The following is a 14910-nucleotide window of genomic DNA, read 5'->3' on the forward strand; positions in this document are numbered from 1 at the left end:
GTCGAGGCTTACGGGATCTGTTTTGCTCGTTCGTGATACCAGCCACCGAACGCTCCGACGAGGCCGACGAACCAGCCAGCAGCGACGAGTGCGAAACCGAACCCTATCGGGACGAGCAGGAGTCCGAACGCTACTCCCTCGAGTACGCCCATTTCGCCCCGGGCGACGTTGTCGGCTGCGACGAGCGCCGCGGGTCCGAACGCGCCGACACCGAGACAGATGACTGGCGTTACGGCTCCGAAGAGTGCGCCACAGAGCTGTCGGTTTCGATCGGAGTACGCGTACCGCCAGAGTAGTGTGCCGACGACGAACGCCGTCGGGGCTGCAAGCGGGACGAAGAGGGTACCGATGGCAAACAGGAAGCCGACGTTTTCACCGGCGATTCCGGTGGCGAGCAGCAATCCTGCCCCACCGAACCAGAGCACGGCTGCAAGCAATCCGGTCGCCATCATCGCAACTCCGCCGCCGACGTCTCGGCGGGATGCGTAGGGTAACCGTCCGGGACCGTACCGACAGCAGACGTTTTGTCCCATACGTCAGTAGTTGCGGGCCAGCGAGAAAAGTGTATCTGGAACAGAACGTTACAGCAGCCTCGAGCAGCAGTTGATTGGGAGAAGATCTTTCGAGAGCCGTCAATTCTCGGTTTTGTGTCCTGTCGAGTCTTCCCGAATGGCTGCAGAGAGGACAAAACACTTATACGTTCCCTGACAACCCCGATATCGATTCGAGCGGTCCCCATGACCTCCACAGAAGCGATAGACGGCGAACGAACGGTCGCCCTGTCCGTGCGCCGAAAGGTGAGACGCGTCCTCGAGCCCCGGCTCGGAATCGATCTGCGGGCGCTTGCCGCGTTCCGGATCGCGCTGGGGCTCGTGGTCCTTGCCGACCTGCTTTTCGTCCGCCTTCCGGGAGTGACGACGTTCTACACGGACAGTGGCGTCCTCCCGAGATCGACGCTTGCGGAGCTGTATCCGGCGTTCGCGTCGGCGTCGCTGCACGCTCTCTCCGGAAGCACCTGGTTCCAGATTCTGCTGGTCGGCGTCGGTGTCGTCGCCGCTTTCCTCCTGACGGTCGGCTACCGAACTCGGCTCGCGACGCTCGTCACCGTCGTCTTGCTCGCGTCCCTGCACGCGCGAAACCCGCTGGTGCTCAACGGCGGCGATACGATCCTGCTCTCCCTGCTCGTGCTCGGGCTCTTCCTGCCGCTCGAGCGCCGGTGGTCGATCGACACGCAGTTACGCGCAACTGATCGGGTCGGCGAGAGCGACGGCCGACTGTTCTCGGTTGCGACCGCGGCGATCCTCGTTCACTTCGTCACCATCTACGCGGTCAACGGCGCGCTCAAGTTCCACAGCGAGTCCTGGACGAGCGGGACGGCAGTGCCACGGATCTTCCAGCTCGAGCAGTACGTCGTCTGGCTCGGCCCCTGGATCGCCGACTGGGGGCCGGTGCTGGCCGTCTCGAACTGGGCGTGGACGGTCCTGCTCTGTGGATCGGTCCTGTTGCTCGTGTTCACCGATCGGCTCCGGATCGCGCTCGCCCTCTCCTTCATCGGGGCACAGCTCGGTCTCGCGGCGACGATGCGACTCGGTGCTTTCCCGTTCGCCATGGTTGCTGCACTCTTGTTGTTCCTGCCACCTCGCGTCTGGGAGCGACTCGAGGTGTTCGTCTCGCCCGAACGGTGGCGTTCAGTCGCCGAACGGTTCCCACGCAGCCTGTTCGCCCTCGAGTTCCCGACGCTTCCCGACACCTTCTATCGTGGTGCCCGGCTCGCTCGCTCCGCCTTCCTCGTCGTCTTCCTCGTGACGATCGTCACCTGGCAGCTTGCCGGTGCCGGTCTCGTCGACTCGCCGTCGTCGATGCCCGACGAGATCGAGGGCGCGAGCTGGTCCTTCTTCGCGCCGAACCCACCCGAGGCCTACTGGTGGTACGCGTGGGAGGCCGACCTGGAGGGCGGCGAGACCGTCGGTACGCTCGTCGACGATTCCGGCGAGATCGATCGGCCACCGGACGCTGCGGACAGGGATCCCTCCGTCCTCTGGAAGCGGTACGGCTCGGAACTGCGTTACGCCGGCCAGACACACTACGAGCCACTCGCGGAGTACCGCTGTGAGCAGGCCCTCGAGGGGTACGACGATCCACCGGAGACGGTGACCGTCTACTACGTCGAACAGCCAGTTGCGACCGACGGTCCGGTCGGTGAGCCGACGGCGGAGACGCGACTCGAGTACGCGTGTTGACCGCAAGCTGTCGCGAACCGCTACATCTTTTCGACGCCCGGACCGACAGTCTACAATGAGTGATTCATCGGACTCGCTGGAGCGTCGAGCCGCCGTTGCCGTCGATGCGGCAGCGGCCGGCGCCGACGTTGCAGCCGACTCGTTTCGGGGCGACCTCGAGGTCGATTCCAAAGACGGCGAGACGGATCTCGTGACCCAGGCCGACCGGGACGCCCAGGTAGCCGTCGCCGAGGAGATTCGTGCCGCGTTCCCCGACGATCCGATCGTCGGCGAGGAAGACGAGGAGCTGAAGGCGGTCCCCGAGGAGGGGCCAGCCTGGATCGTGGATCCGATCGACGGGACGAACAACTACGTCGCCGGCATCCGGGCCTTTGGAACCGCCGTCGCAGCGGTCGTCGACGGCGAACCGGTCGCCGGCGCGTCCGTCTTTCCTGCGCTCTCCGACACCTATCGCGTCGGTCCAGCGGGTGCGTTCCGCAACGGCGAGCCACTGTCGGTAAGCGACCGTACCGATCCCGGCGTGTCGACCGCCTGTCCGACCTTCTGGTGGGACTTCGACCAGCGCGACCAGTACGGCAATGCTGCCCGTGCGCTCGTCGACCGGTTCGCCGACGTCAGACGCTTCGGCTGTGCCCAGCTCGAGCTCGCGATGGTCGCGTCGGGCGCACTCGAGGGCGCGGTGACGAACCTGCAGGCGAACCCGTGGGATACCGTTGCCGGCGTCGCGCTGGTTCGGGCGGCCGGCGGTACCGTCACCGACCTCGAGGGTGAGCGATGGCGGCACGACAGCACGGGGTTGGTCGCCTCGAACGGCGGGGTTCACGACGAACTGCTCGAGGCGGCACGGGAGATCGATACCGATCACTGACTGTCGCTCTGGAACGTCGCTGTCGGCGATACATCGTGGAAAGACGGTCGCATCGACTGTCGTCCGACAGCGCGGGTCGAAGACGGACCGCTGTCGTTCACTCGATTAATCAAAACCCATCGTGCCGTGAAAATGTGGGGGTATAAACACGAGGCGGTGCCTAACTATCTCAAATGAAGCAACGATACGATATACTGTTCGAGGCACTATCGCACGAGCAACGGCGACAAATTTTGTTCTCGCTCGTCGAACAGGACGAATCAGTCAATATCGACTCCCCGCCGGACAACGAACGGATGCATATCGAACGACGACACGTGCATCTCCCCAAACTGGAGGAGTACGGATTTATCGACTGGACGCCACAGATAAACGCTATCGAACGAGGACCACGGTTTGGTGAGGTCGAACCCGTTTTGCGGTTACTGGCCGACAATCACGAAGCGTTCTCTGCCACATCAGTGTGAGACGGGTTCTGTAACGATTTACTGGTGTAACCGCGCCCCGTCCACGGTTGCACAGAAATACCGCCCGGTAGTCTATCTGGGACCAGTGTGACTCCGGAGCGGATGAAATACAGCGGTCCTCGCCAGCGCTAGTTCCCGACCGCAGTTACGATTCGATAGTCGAGTAGTAACCTGTCGAGTCCGATCTATGGTCGAGTGTGTACTGGCCGGTAGTGGTTTCGATAGTCGTACCGATCGAGCGCTTTCCACGAATCTCCTGAACGGGAGCTGGTACGTTCGACTGTTTGGTTGCTACTTCTGGCTCGCTCACCGAAGTAAAGTAAGCAGGTTCCGAAGTGGTTGGGCCAGACGGAACCTGCCAGTTTCACTTACCGACCGTACGCTCAAGTACCTTGTGTGATAATCTGAGTGAAAAATCTGGAAGGAAGCGGTGGAACGTACCTGCAGTGAGAAGCGTTCGAACACGAATTCTTTTCCATACTCGTGCCCTATCTTGATTCGGCGAGAGAATCCCGCCGTTCACGGCGGGCGTGAATCGCGTAAGCCCGGTGCGACAGTCCACGTTGGTCTGCCCGACCGAATACCCACCGGCACAAGAGTTATTGAAATTGGGTATCTTATATTTGGTGAGGCCAAATGGAATATCACCTGCAATCCGGGTCGCACACGGTCTACGCGCTCCAATACCACTTCGTGACCGTCACGAAGTACCGCGCCGACATCCTCACCGATGAGCGGCTTGAGCGCGTAGCCGAAGTTGCACACGAGATTGCAGACGACTTCGAGGCCGACATCAAGAACGTGGACGGCGGCACCGACCACGTTCACATCCTGTTCACGACCAAACCCACCACCGACCTCACGAAGTTCATCAACTCGCTCAAGGGAGTTACCTCGCGCCGGATTCGGCAGGAGTACCCCGAGGTGAAACAGACGCTCGAAGATGCGTTCTGGCAACCGGGATATTTCCTCGCCACGACAGGTCAAGTGAGCATCAACGTGTTGATGGACTACGTGGAAAACCAGTAGCATGACCGCCACAACCACGAAAACGCTGGAGGCCACGCTCACCCCACCAACAACCCACAAAGAACGCAAACTGTGCGACCTGCTCGACACCTACCGCGCAGGACTCCACGAAGCATTCGAGGCCGGGTGCGAGACGATGACCGCCACCAGCGACGTGGTGACGCCCTACGATTTGCCGTATCAGGCGAAAGCGGCCCTGTGCAACTACGTCCCGCAACTGCACGGCACCTACGGCGCACAGGAGTTGGACGACACCCATCCGGTTCGGCTCACCAACCAAGCCGCCGAGTTTGACCACTCACCGGAACGGGACTACGAGTTTACGTGGTGGGTACCTCAGCCCGGTCGGGGGACGAACTTCTGGATACCGCTTCGGATTAACCCCGCCCAAGAGGGACTGTGGCACGACCTCGTAGATGGTGAGGCGTCGGCAGGACAACTCCGCCTGCAACGCCACCGCACGTCGTGGACGCTCCACGTCACCGTCGAGTTTCCGGTCGAAAAACCTGACTACGAACCGACAGACGAAGACGTGACGCCTGTCGGCTTCGATATCGGCGAAGCACACCTGCTCGCGGGCTGTGCCTGCGAGCAGGGGACTCCGACTGACCCACTACTCATCAACGGTGGTCGCGCTCGTCATCTCCGCAAAGAGATGTACACGACGCTGAAGCGACTCCAAGAGCGCGAGGTCGCCGAGTGGCGGATTGACGACCGATTCGACCACTACCAGAACGCACTCACAGACATCATCGAGAAGGCATCCCGGCAGGCCGTCGAGTACGCCTGCCAGTTCGAGAAGCCCGTGGTCGTGCTGGAAGACCTTTCGGACATCCGCGAAGACCTCGATTACGGCGAGTGGATGAACCGACGCCTCCACGCATGGGCGTTCGCTCGCCTCCAACAGCGTATCGAAGACAAAGCACGAGAGGCCGGGGTTCCGGTCGAATACATCCGCCCGGAGTACACGAGCCAGACGTGCCACGAGTGCGGCCACATCGGGCACCGAAACGGCGACGAGTTCCGGTGTCAGAACGACGATTGTTGGGTGTCGGAGTACCACGCAGACATCAACGCGGCGGTCAACATCGCTGACCGTCTCGACCCGTGGGGTGAGAGCCTGCCGCTGAAACCGGCAGGCGATGACATCTCACGGGATGGGAGCGCCTGTGACAGCGCCGCGACCCCCACCGAGCAGAGCCAACCACGGCAGATGACGCTCGGCGAGGTCGGGTCGGAACCCACTGCCGGTAGTTAGCCGGTATTCCCATGCAGGGAAGCCGCGCCGTTCACGGCGCGGAGGATGTCACTCTGCGTGTTCGGATATCCGAATTCGTGGTTGGGCCATGACACAGGACGAAACAACGGCAGAGGCGGTAAGCCTGTTACAGGACCTGGGATTACAGGAGTACGAGGCGCGGTGTTTTCTCGCGCTGAACAAACTGCCCAGTGGGACAGCGAAGGAAATACACGAGATATCGGAGGTTCCGCGGACGAGAGTCTACGACGCGATTCGCGTCCTCGAGTCCCAGGGACTGGTCGAAGTGCAACACTCGAGTCCCAGCTGTACCGGGCTGTCGACATCAATGAGGCGACACAGATCCTTCGACAGCGATACAACGATCGGATCGACACGCTCGGGACCCATCTCAAAAACGCGGAAGTCCAGCAGACAGACGACAGCGACGATATCCAGGAGGTCTGGTCGCTGACCGGACACGAAGCGATCGAGTCACGGACGCTCGAACTGATCGATAGGGCGGAATCCGAGATCGCTCTCCTGGTCGTCGACGAAGATGCTCTCTCCGAAACGCTGTTCGACGAGCTCCAGAACGCGGCCGATCGAGACCTCTCGATCGTCATGGGGGGACAGGCAGAAACGACGAGGGAACTCGAAGACCAGCTGTCGAACGTTCGCGTATTCGAGACGGGGATCGACTGGCTTACCGGGACCAGCACCGACAACGAGGTCGCGATCAGCCGTATCCTGCTCGTCGACCGGGAGACGTTGCTGATCGGTTCGTACTATCCGGACGCCAGCGAGGGGGCGCAAAACGAGCAAGCGATCTTCGCCAGGGGACTGCAAAACGGCGTCGTGGTCCTCCTGCGTCGACTGGTAACGGCCGGATTGCCCGCGATCGAAGATCCGGGATACTGATCGCTCGGTTCGCTCCCGAAAACGACCGCTGGAGAACGGAATCGCTGTCTCGAGACGACGATCGAGGTCGGGACACGAGAAACCGGAAACGGTAAGCGGTCCCCGCAATGGGTATCTGATATGTACGAGTACATCGAACGGTACGGCCCCGAGCGCATCTGGGCTGCGACCGTTCTCGTGCTCGCTGCTGGAGTGGTTCTCCTTGCCGTGCGGTTCCCGCAGCGAGTGTACGTCGACTTCATCTGGCAGTACTACTGGGGGCCGGTCGTCGCCGACGCCCACGGCTGGGGCTGTGTCGCCTGGGCCGGCGGCGAACAGGTGCCGTGTGCGGAGGCTCCCGGCGCAGAACCGACGGCCTCACCCGGATACACGTTCGTCTCTTACGCGGGCTACATCCCGACGCTCGTCCTGGCAGTCATCGGGATCGTCTTCCTGATCCAGCGACTCGAGATCGAACGCTACCGGGCTGGCTTCTACGGATTGTTCCCGTTCATGCTGTTTGGCGGTGCCCTGCGTGTCGTCGAGGACGCCAACGTCGCCGCGTTCCGGGACACGGGTGAACTCGCGATCGAACTCCCCTGGTCCGGATTCCTGATCAGCCCGTTGATCTACTTCACCGTCTTCGCCGTGACGGTCGTCGCCGTCGTCGTCTCGGTCTGGCTGGATCGCAACGACTACGTCCCGGGCTACGAGTATCCGCTGTTCGGTATCGGAACCGGGCTGCTGGCGCTGACGCTCGGCTATCTCGGCTATCTGGCTGTAGCGGCAGAGTACGCCACCTTCTACCCGTACCTGCTGTTGACGACGCTCGTCGGCGCGTCGATCGCGACGTGGCTCACCTGGGAAGCGGTCGAACGGTTCACACCCGAGATCAACCGCGGAACGCGGTACATGGGACTGGTCGTCATCTGGGCGCACGCGGTCGACGGCGTCGCGAACGTCATCGGCCTCGACTGGGCGGTCGCGTTCGGCCACACGCAGAATCTCGTCCCGAAACACCCGGTCAACGCGACGATCGTCGACGTCACCGGCTCGATCCTGCCGGCCGAGATCGCCGAAATAACCGGTCAGGCGTGGCCGTTCCTGCTCGTAAAGCTCGCGGCAGCCGTCGTCGTCATCTGGATCTTCAACGAGGAGGTCTTCGACGAGAGTCCACGGTACGCCATCCTGCTTATGATCACCGTCGTCGCCGTCGGTCTCGGCCCCGGAACGCGTGACATGCTCCGGGCGACGTTCGGCGTCTAGGCGACTCTCCGGTTTTGTCGCTCAGTTCGCACCGGTAGCCGCGAAGAAAAAAGCTATCAGCGGTAGCGAACGTGCACATTCTTGTCAATGGATTCACGCCTATTGCTGGTCCTCGCGCTCCTCGTTGCCGCCCTCCTCCCCGCGAGCTTTCTCGTTGCGCCGGACCTCTACGTCGAGCCGACCGAGACCGAGCGGTACGCGATCACCCACGAATCGACGACCTCGTTCGACGCGACGATCGACGACACCGACCTCGAGGAGGCTGACGCAACTACGGTCGGCGATCTCCCCCCAGTGGCGCAGCAAGCGTTCACCGAGATGCGAGACGAGTACGAACGATCGACAGCGAATTCCGGATGGCACGAGACCGCAATCGTCGTCTGCCCCGACTCGTCGCTTACCTGTCCTGCGTACGACGAATCCGTTCGGACCGAGTTCCCATCGGACGCCTACGAGTATCCCGGCGGCGCAACGAGTAACACCTACTCGCTGCTCGAGGCCGACGGTGAACGCTATCTCGTCGAAACGAAGTACGGCTACGGGCTCGGATTTGGCGCGCTGATCGTGCTGCCGCTGGTGTTTCTAGGTGTCGTGCTGTACGGCCTTTCCCTCGGAACCCTCGCGCTGTCCTATCGCGAGACTCATCCCTACAGCGTGTTCGGCTGTACGGGCATCGGACTGATCGTTCTCGCGCTTCCACATGTATGGATCGGCCTGGGTGCCAGTGGCGTGGTGTTTCACTACGTTCTCGTGCTCCTGCTCGCCGGTTTCGTCGGCTCCACACTGGCGATCTTCGTCAGTTCTCGCCGCAACCGTCGGTCTCGGTCCTAGTACTATCTCGAGAGTAGTACTGCATCGGCCGCTACTCGAGACGACTGACTGTCTACGTTCGAACGATTCGAGTCGATGCGATCTCCGGACGAGAGTGTTTCAGAACGCGAGTGGCTCGACACCACGATCGCCTTCGTACGGTAGTGTCAGTCGTCCATGCGCCAGGTATCCGCTTGCTCCCAGAGTTCGTCGAAACTCTCCGCGAGTTCGCGGGCGGTCTCGTCCTCGCGGAAGTTGACGACCGCGAGCAGTTCGTCGGGTGCTGCGGGGTTGACGACCTCGAGACAAACTTCCGAGCCGTCCAGCACGATGAATCGTTGCTCGGGGATCCGTTCCGCTTCTCGGGCCTCCATCCCGGTGGCGACGAGGTCGTCGATCCGGTCGGCTGCATGTTCGAAGTTCGTCGCCAGGAGGCGGACCGAGATATCTATCTCGAGAAGGTCTCGCAGTCGGTCAGCGAACACGGTTTCGAACTCGGGACTGACGTCGACCGTGTCCGCAGCAATCCGGATCGAGTCGTCGGCTGCGGCGAACCGCTCGAGCAACAGATCCCGGGCCGCGTCCTCGTGAAGCGCACTCGTGGTGAACCCGCCTTTCGTGTCGTCTTCGGTAATCCCCGAAAGTGCGTCGGCTGCGGCCGAAGCTGTCCGTTCGTAGGCTGTTTGCTGTTCCTCGAGTTCTTCGACTCGGCGATCCAGGAGTCGGTCGACGGCTTCGTCGGGTTCGACGTGGACGTAGGTTCGGGGGCGTCCGTCGTCTGCTCTGGCTAGCGAGCGGTCGACTAGCGAGTTCAGCACGTCGTACACCCGTCCCTGGGGGACGTCTGATTCTGCGGCGACCTCGTCGGCAGTCATCGCCCCACCCCGTGTGAGTTCCACGTAGGCTCTCGCCTCGTAGTTCGAGAGCCCGAGTTCAGCGAGTAGATCGGCGTGTTCGTCCATACAAAGCAATTGTGGGGAAGAAACAACAAGCTTGTGGTTTGTAATAGAAAGGTTGATATGTGGTCTCCGGAAACGGTCACGTAATGAAACGGAACCGAATCGTCGCGTTCACAGTCGTCTTGCTGGCGGTGACTAGTCTCCCTCTAATCGGTTCCACTGCCGCGTCGAGTACACCAAGTTTCGATGTCTACACTCCTGAGAACATCGTCGAACCGGGCGAAGAAACGAATCTCGAACTCGAGATACGTAACGGGGCGTCGACCGAAGACGATGACGGACTCGGCGACACGCCGATGACCGAGGCCCGTGACGTGACCGTCGAACTCGAGAGCGAGGACGCGCCGATCGAGGTGAAGACGGGTGAGTCGCCACTTCCCACGATGTCCGCCCAGACGCTCTTCTCGGAGTCGTTCACGATCGCAGTCGACGAGGACGCCGAGGCGGGAACGTACGAACTCGAGGCCGAAATCGACTATACCTACACGAGACAGAACGGGCAAGAGCATACGACGTCCACGACCGAAACCGTCGAGGTCATCGTCGAGGAACGAGCGCGGTTCGACGCCATCGACGTCCAGTCCGACCTCGTGGTCGGCGACCGCGGACTGGTTACGCTCGAGTTAGAGAATACGGGCGTCGACAACGCGAGCGATGCTGTCGTCCAGTTCAGTTCGCCCGACGAGAACGTCCAGACGATCGATCCGACGACCGACGAGTCAGAACTGCAGACGTCTGGTAACGAGGAGTACGTCGGCGACTGGTCGGTCAACGAGACGGCGACGGTCCAGGCAGCGATGGACGTCGACCCCGACGCCATCGCCCGAACCTACCCCGTCTCGGTCACCGTCGAGTTCCGCGACGAACAGGGTGTCGACAAGACCTCGCGGGAAGTCCGGGTCGGTGCGGAGACGGCCCACGAACAGACGTTCGACGTCGATAACCTCGAGACCGACCTCTACGTCGGCGAGGACGGTACCGTCGAGGGTTCGATCGTCAACGAGGGGCCGAAGCCAGTAGAGGGTGCAGTGATCGTCGTCGACGACGGCGAAGACGAAATCGTCCCCGACTTCGAGGATGGGCTGGGAAGCGGCTCGAACGTCTATCCGCGCGAGACCCAGTTCGCCGTCGGCGACCTGAAACCCGGTGAGGCGGCTCCCTTCGAGTTCCGGGTTGGAATCGGCGGTGAAGCCGAACCCGGACCGAGAGTGATGGAGGTCGACGTTCGGTACCGGAACGTCCACGACGACATCCGAATGACTCACGAACCGATCGACGTTCCGCTCGAGGTCGAACCCGAACGCGACGAGTTCGTCGTCGAACCAGTCGACGCCGACTACGAAATCGGCGAAACCAGGGAGATCGACCTCGAGGTGACGAATGCCAAGTCCGAGATCGTCACCGACGTCGAGGCGAAACTCTACACGAACGACCCGCTGGACAACCACGACGACGAGGCGTTCGTTCCCGCTCTCGAACCCGGCGAGTCGGCGACGATGAGTTTCGAGGTCGAAGTAGCCGACGATGCGACCGCTCAGACGTACCCGCTGCGGATGGACTTCCGGTACGACGACGAGCGGTCGAACTCCCAGCTGACGGACACCTATCGCGTGCCAATCGAAGTCAACGAATCCGAAGGCGGGCTCTCCGTGCTGTCCCTGCTACTCGTGCTCGGGCTCGTCGCTGGGACCGCCGGGGTCTACTGGCGACACCAGGAGACGGTCGACGAACGACTCGAGGGCGTCCCGGTGCTCGAGCGAGTCACCGACCTGTCGCTCCCGGAGTCGGTTAGACAGCGACTCGAGGGTGACGAGGAGTCGTTCGGTACCACGTCCGGGTATAGTGGCGGTTCCGGTCGGGTTTCGGGCTCGCTGTTCGAGTCGGAGGACGACGAGGACGACGGCGAACACCTCGACTTCGACGGAGAAGAACTGGAATCGGACGAATCGGCATCGAAACCCGAGTCCGACGCCGAGAACTGACGAGCGATGGCATCGCAACCGGACTCCCTCGACCGGATACTCGATACCGTCAACTACTGGATCACCGAGCGGCCGCGAGCAGTCATTATCGCCTTTCTGCTCGTTACAGCGCTGTTTGCAGGCGGCCTGGGAAGCATCGAGGTCGAAGAGGGCGTCGAGGCGTTCGCAGAAGGTGTTCCTGCCTACGAAGCACAGCAATCGATCGAAGAGGAGTTCGAACCACCGTTCGAAGACGATGCGACGACCACACAGATCATCAAGCGGAGTGACAACGTCGTCTCCCAGGAGTCACTGTTACAACTCCTCGAGTTCCAGTACTATCTCGAGGAGAACGACGAGTTCCGCGTCGAAGAAACCTCCAGTATCGCGGAGTTTGTCGCGCTGACGATTGATCCGACGGCGGAGACCCGGGAGGAACAGATCCGGACGTTAGAGCACAGTTCGAACGGTGAGGTGCGTGACGTCGTTCGCGATCTGGGGGGGAACCCTGACTTTGCTGCGCCGTTGAGCAACGACTTCAATCAACAGGAGCCTCGAGCATCGGCTGTCGTCGCGACCGCGACTCACACGGACGACGCCGACGAGCAGGCTGTTCAACAGCGAACGCAAGAAGCAGCGGAGTCGATGACGGAAGACATCGTCGTTTTCGGCGGGGGTATTCTCGACTCCGAATTCGAAAGCGCGATCGAGGACTCGCTTACGATGATCGTTCCCGTGGTGATCCTGTTGATTCTCGGGTTCCTGACGTCTGCATACCGTGATCCGTTCGACCTCGTGCTCGGGTTGGTTTCGCTGGTGATGGCCGTCGTCTGGACGTTCGGCTTCATGGGGTACGCCGGGATTCCGTTCACCGACATGATGATCGCGATCCCGCCGCTGTTGCTCGCTATCGGGATCGACTTCGGTATCCACACTGTAAACCGGTTCAGAGAGGAACGTGAAGCCGGAGCCGGGATCGAAGACGGAATGCGGACCGCAGCCGAGCAGTTGCTTGTCGCGTTCTTCATCGTCACTGGCACGACCGTTATCGGGTTCGGGGCCAACATGATGAGTGAACTCGGCCCCATTCAGGAGTTCGGATTCGTCGCTAGCGTCGGAATCGTGTTTACGTTCCTCCTGTTTGGCGTCTTCCTCCCGGCGGCGAAAGTCGAACTCGAGCGGTTCCGACGGGCGTACGACCTGCCGTCGTTCAGCACGTCACCGCTCGGCTCGGAGGATTCTGCACTGGGCCGCCTGCTGCCCTACGGAGCGCACGCAGGGAACAAAGCGCCAAAAGCGATGCTTCTGGTTGCACTCCTGTTGACCGCGGGTACTGGCGCATACGCAACGACGGTCGACACGACCTTCGAGGACGAAGACTTCCTTCCCGCGGAGGAGCTTCCAGCCTACGCGGAAGCCGCGCCGGAGCCGCTGGCTCCGACAGAGTACACCGCAACTGGCACAATCAACTATCTCGAGGAGAACTTCGAGAGCGGGGAAGACGACGAAGTAACGATCTACGTCCAAGGGCCGATACACGAGGATCACGTCCTCGAGTCCGTCGACCGTGCTGGCTCGGACCCACCATCGACGATCATCACCGCAGACGGGCACGCTGACAGCCAGAGCGTCGTCGACGTCATGCACGAACACGCCGAGGACGACGACGAGTTCGCGTACCTGCTCGAGGCAAACGACGTCAGCGGGAACGGTGTTCCCGATCGGAACGTCGGGTACGTCCTCGACCAACTCCTCACATCGGATGCTCGGGATGACGCACTCGAGTACGTCACCGAAGATCAGCGGAGTATGCGCGTCATCTACACTGTCGAGGCTGACGCAACGCAGGAAGAAGTCAGCAACGATGCCGAGGAACTTGCTGCTGACTACCGCCTCGGTACGACGCCGACCGGCGATATCGTCGTCTTCCACGAGATTTCGAATCTCGTCTTCGAGTCGTCATTGCTCAGTCTTGCGATTGCGCTTGCACTCACAGCCGGATTCCTAATGCTGATCTATCACGTTCTCGAGGGTCGGGCATCGCTTGGCATAGCAAATCTCATTCCGATCATCGTCACCGTGGCCGTTCTCGGTGGGACGATGCCAATGGTTGGAATCGCGTTGAACGCTCTTACCGGAACAGTGCTGTCGATCACGATCGGTGTGGGTGTTGCCTACTCGGTTCACGTCACTCACCGGTTTATCGACGAGTACAACGAATGCGAGGATGCCTACGAATCGCTGCTAACGACCCTTCGCGGAACGGGTGGTGCACTGACGGGTTCGATGCTGACGACGCTCGGTGGCGCTGGATCGCTGATAATCGCAGTCACTCCCGCGATCGGACAGTTCGGCGTGTTGATGGTCATCAGCGTCATCTACTCGTACCTGATGGCGGTGATCGTGTTGCCGCCGACGCTCGTGGTCTGGGAGCGACTGTTCGGCTGAGCGACAGTCACTAACGCGTCGTTTTCCCCGGACTGCGTCTTCGGCGAGCGGCTGTCCGTTCATCTAAACGAAACGTATATCGTCGGGATGGATCGTCGTGAACACTTCTCGACGAAGCAACGAAACCTAGAATGTGGCTGCCGACCTGTCCAGTCTGAAAGTCTCGAGACGGAACAGAACAAAACGACGGCTGTCAGGGTTGCAAGGGACGTACGACAGCGCACCGAAGATCGCCACAACAGCCAGGTGAGTGCGACGACGACCGGAACGACGAACGCAAGCGAGAAGAAAGCTAAATTACACCGACGAGTCTCGAGCTGGCCCGCCAATCGATATGGAGTGGAGACGTCTATCTTTCTTCGAGGAGAGAATCCTGCCGTTTACGGCGGGCGTGAATCCAACAACGCTGATACAATCACTGTTCGGCAGCAATACGGATATTTAAGGATCATCGTGTCGTAGTATGACGTACACCGAGGCGGTTACCCCGCCACCTAAATGCACAATATTGGGACTCCGAGACCCAATACGTTCGAGACACCCATCTCGAACCGCTGTGGTGTCTCGGCCAACAAGATAACTCCGAGTCCCATGCCGGGATAGGAGTAACGGCGGTGTGGCCCCGCCATCGGCCCGTCATGCCGACGGGTCGTAAACCAGCAAATATCCCAACTCAGCGGTGCGGTGCCGTGGGAAGCCTCGCCGTCGTCGGGCATAGCCCGACT

At 61.2% G+C, this 14910-nt stretch carries 10 protein-coding genes and 1 pseudogene; 9 read left to right on the top strand and 2 right to left on the bottom strand.

Annotated features, from left to right (window positions below; genetic code table 11):
* Positions 1 to 8 precede the first annotated feature (8 nt).
* Positions 9 to 452, bottom strand: coding sequence for a hypothetical protein (locus BLR35_RS19055; protein ID WP_170831077.1), 444 nt, complete (start codon positions 450 to 452; stop codon positions 9 to 11).
* A gap of 285 nt (positions 453 to 737) precedes the next feature.
* Here BLR35_RS19055 and BLR35_RS19060 point away from each other — a divergent pair, with 285 nt between their 5' ends.
* The 7 genes and pseudogenes from BLR35_RS19060 (at position 738) to BLR35_RS19095 (ending at position 8838) form a co-directional block, all read left to right on the top strand.
* Positions 738 to 2240, top strand: coding sequence for an HTTM domain-containing protein (locus tag BLR35_RS19060; RefSeq protein ID WP_090385657.1), 1503 nt, complete (start codon positions 738 to 740; stop codon positions 2238 to 2240).
* A gap of 55 nt (positions 2241 to 2295) precedes the next feature.
* Positions 2296 to 3108 (top strand): inositol monophosphatase family protein, encoded by an 813-nt coding sequence (locus BLR35_RS19065; RefSeq protein WP_090385661.1) that lies wholly within the window; start codon positions 2296 to 2298, stop codon positions 3106 to 3108.
* Positions 3109 to 4211: 1103 nt separating this feature from the next.
* Complete coding sequence (gene tnpA, locus BLR35_RS19075) at positions 4212 to 4604, top strand: IS200/IS605-like element ISNph5 family transposase (RefSeq protein ID WP_090385668.1); 393 nt, start codon at positions 4212 to 4214, stop codon at positions 4602 to 4604.
* Between the two features lies 1 nt (position 4605).
* Positions 4606 to 5862 carry an RNA-guided endonuclease TnpB family protein gene (locus BLR35_RS19080; RefSeq protein WP_090385671.1) on the top strand — a complete coding sequence of 419 codons (1257 nt, stop codon included), beginning with the start codon at positions 4606 to 4608 and terminating at the stop codon, positions 5860 to 5862.
* Between the two features lie 88 nt (positions 5863 to 5950).
* Positions 5951 to 6762: pseudogene (locus BLR35_RS19085) on the top strand (TrmB family transcriptional regulator).
* A 120-nt stretch (positions 6763 to 6882) separates the two neighbouring features.
* Positions 6883 to 8007 (top strand): DUF63 family protein, encoded by a 1125-nt coding sequence (locus BLR35_RS19090; RefSeq protein ID WP_090385674.1) that lies wholly within the window; start codon positions 6883 to 6885, stop codon positions 8005 to 8007.
* A gap of 87 nt (positions 8008 to 8094) precedes the next feature.
* A complete protein-coding gene (locus tag BLR35_RS19095; protein ID WP_139169330.1) occupies positions 8095 to 8838 on the top strand; it encodes a hypothetical protein in 744 nt (247 codons plus the stop codon).
* A 146-nt stretch (positions 8839 to 8984) separates the two neighbouring features.
* On the opposite strand, the gene BLR35_RS19100 is transcribed toward BLR35_RS19095, so the two are convergent.
* Positions 8985 to 9779 carry a TrmB family transcriptional regulator gene (locus BLR35_RS19100; RefSeq protein WP_090385680.1) on the bottom strand — a complete coding sequence of 265 codons (795 nt, stop codon included), beginning with the start codon at positions 9777 to 9779 and terminating at the stop codon, positions 8985 to 8987.
* Between the two features lie 83 nt (positions 9780 to 9862).
* Here BLR35_RS19100 and BLR35_RS19105 point away from each other — a divergent pair, with 83 nt between their 5' ends.
* Together BLR35_RS19105 and BLR35_RS19110 are read left to right on the top strand one after the other, a co-directional pair.
* Complete coding sequence (locus tag BLR35_RS19105; RefSeq protein WP_090385683.1) at positions 9863 to 11758, top strand: COG1361 S-layer family protein; 1896 nt, start codon at positions 9863 to 9865, stop codon at positions 11756 to 11758.
* Positions 11759 to 11764: 6 nt separating this feature from the next.
* On the top strand, positions 11765 to 14185 hold the full coding sequence (locus tag BLR35_RS19110; RefSeq protein ID WP_090385686.1) for an efflux RND transporter permease subunit: 2421 nt from the start codon (positions 11765 to 11767) through the stop codon (positions 14183 to 14185).
* Positions 14186 to 14910: the final 725 nt, after the last annotated feature.

The sequence above is a fragment of the Natronobacterium texcoconense genome (assembly GCF_900104065.1).
GTDB lineage: Archaea > Halobacteriota > Halobacteria > Halobacteriales > Natrialbaceae > Natronobacterium > Natronobacterium texcoconense.

Bases quoted from the DNA above. Each gene is read 5' to 3' on its own strand.
- BLR35_RS19055 (WP_170831077.1), bottom strand. From the start codon at position 452: ATGATGGCGACCGGATTGCTTGCAGCCGTGCTCTGGTTCGGTGGGGCA.
- BLR35_RS19060 (WP_090385657.1), top strand. From the start codon at position 738: ATGACCTCCACAGAAGCGATAGACGGCGAACGAACGGTCGCCCTGTCC.
- BLR35_RS19065 (WP_090385661.1), top strand. From the start codon at position 2,296: ATGAGTGATTCATCGGACTCGCTGGAGCGTCGAGCCGCCGTTGCCGTC.
- tnpA (WP_090385668.1), top strand. From the start codon at position 4,212: ATGGAATATCACCTGCAATCCGGGTCGCACACGGTCTACGCGCTCCAA.
- BLR35_RS19080 (WP_090385671.1), top strand. From the start codon at position 4,606: ATGACCGCCACAACCACGAAAACGCTGGAGGCCACGCTCACCCCACCA.
- BLR35_RS19090 (WP_090385674.1), top strand. From the start codon at position 6,883: ATGTACGAGTACATCGAACGGTACGGCCCCGAGCGCATCTGGGCTGCG.
- BLR35_RS19095 (WP_139169330.1), top strand. From the start codon at position 8,095: ATGGATTCACGCCTATTGCTGGTCCTCGCGCTCCTCGTTGCCGCCCTC.
- BLR35_RS19100 (WP_090385680.1), bottom strand. From the start codon at position 9,779: ATGGACGAACACGCCGATCTACTCGCTGAACTCGGGCTCTCGAACTAC.
- BLR35_RS19105 (WP_090385683.1), top strand. From the start codon at position 9,863: ATGAAACGGAACCGAATCGTCGCGTTCACAGTCGTCTTGCTGGCGGTG.
- BLR35_RS19110 (WP_090385686.1), top strand. From the start codon at position 11,765: ATGGCATCGCAACCGGACTCCCTCGACCGGATACTCGATACCGTCAAC.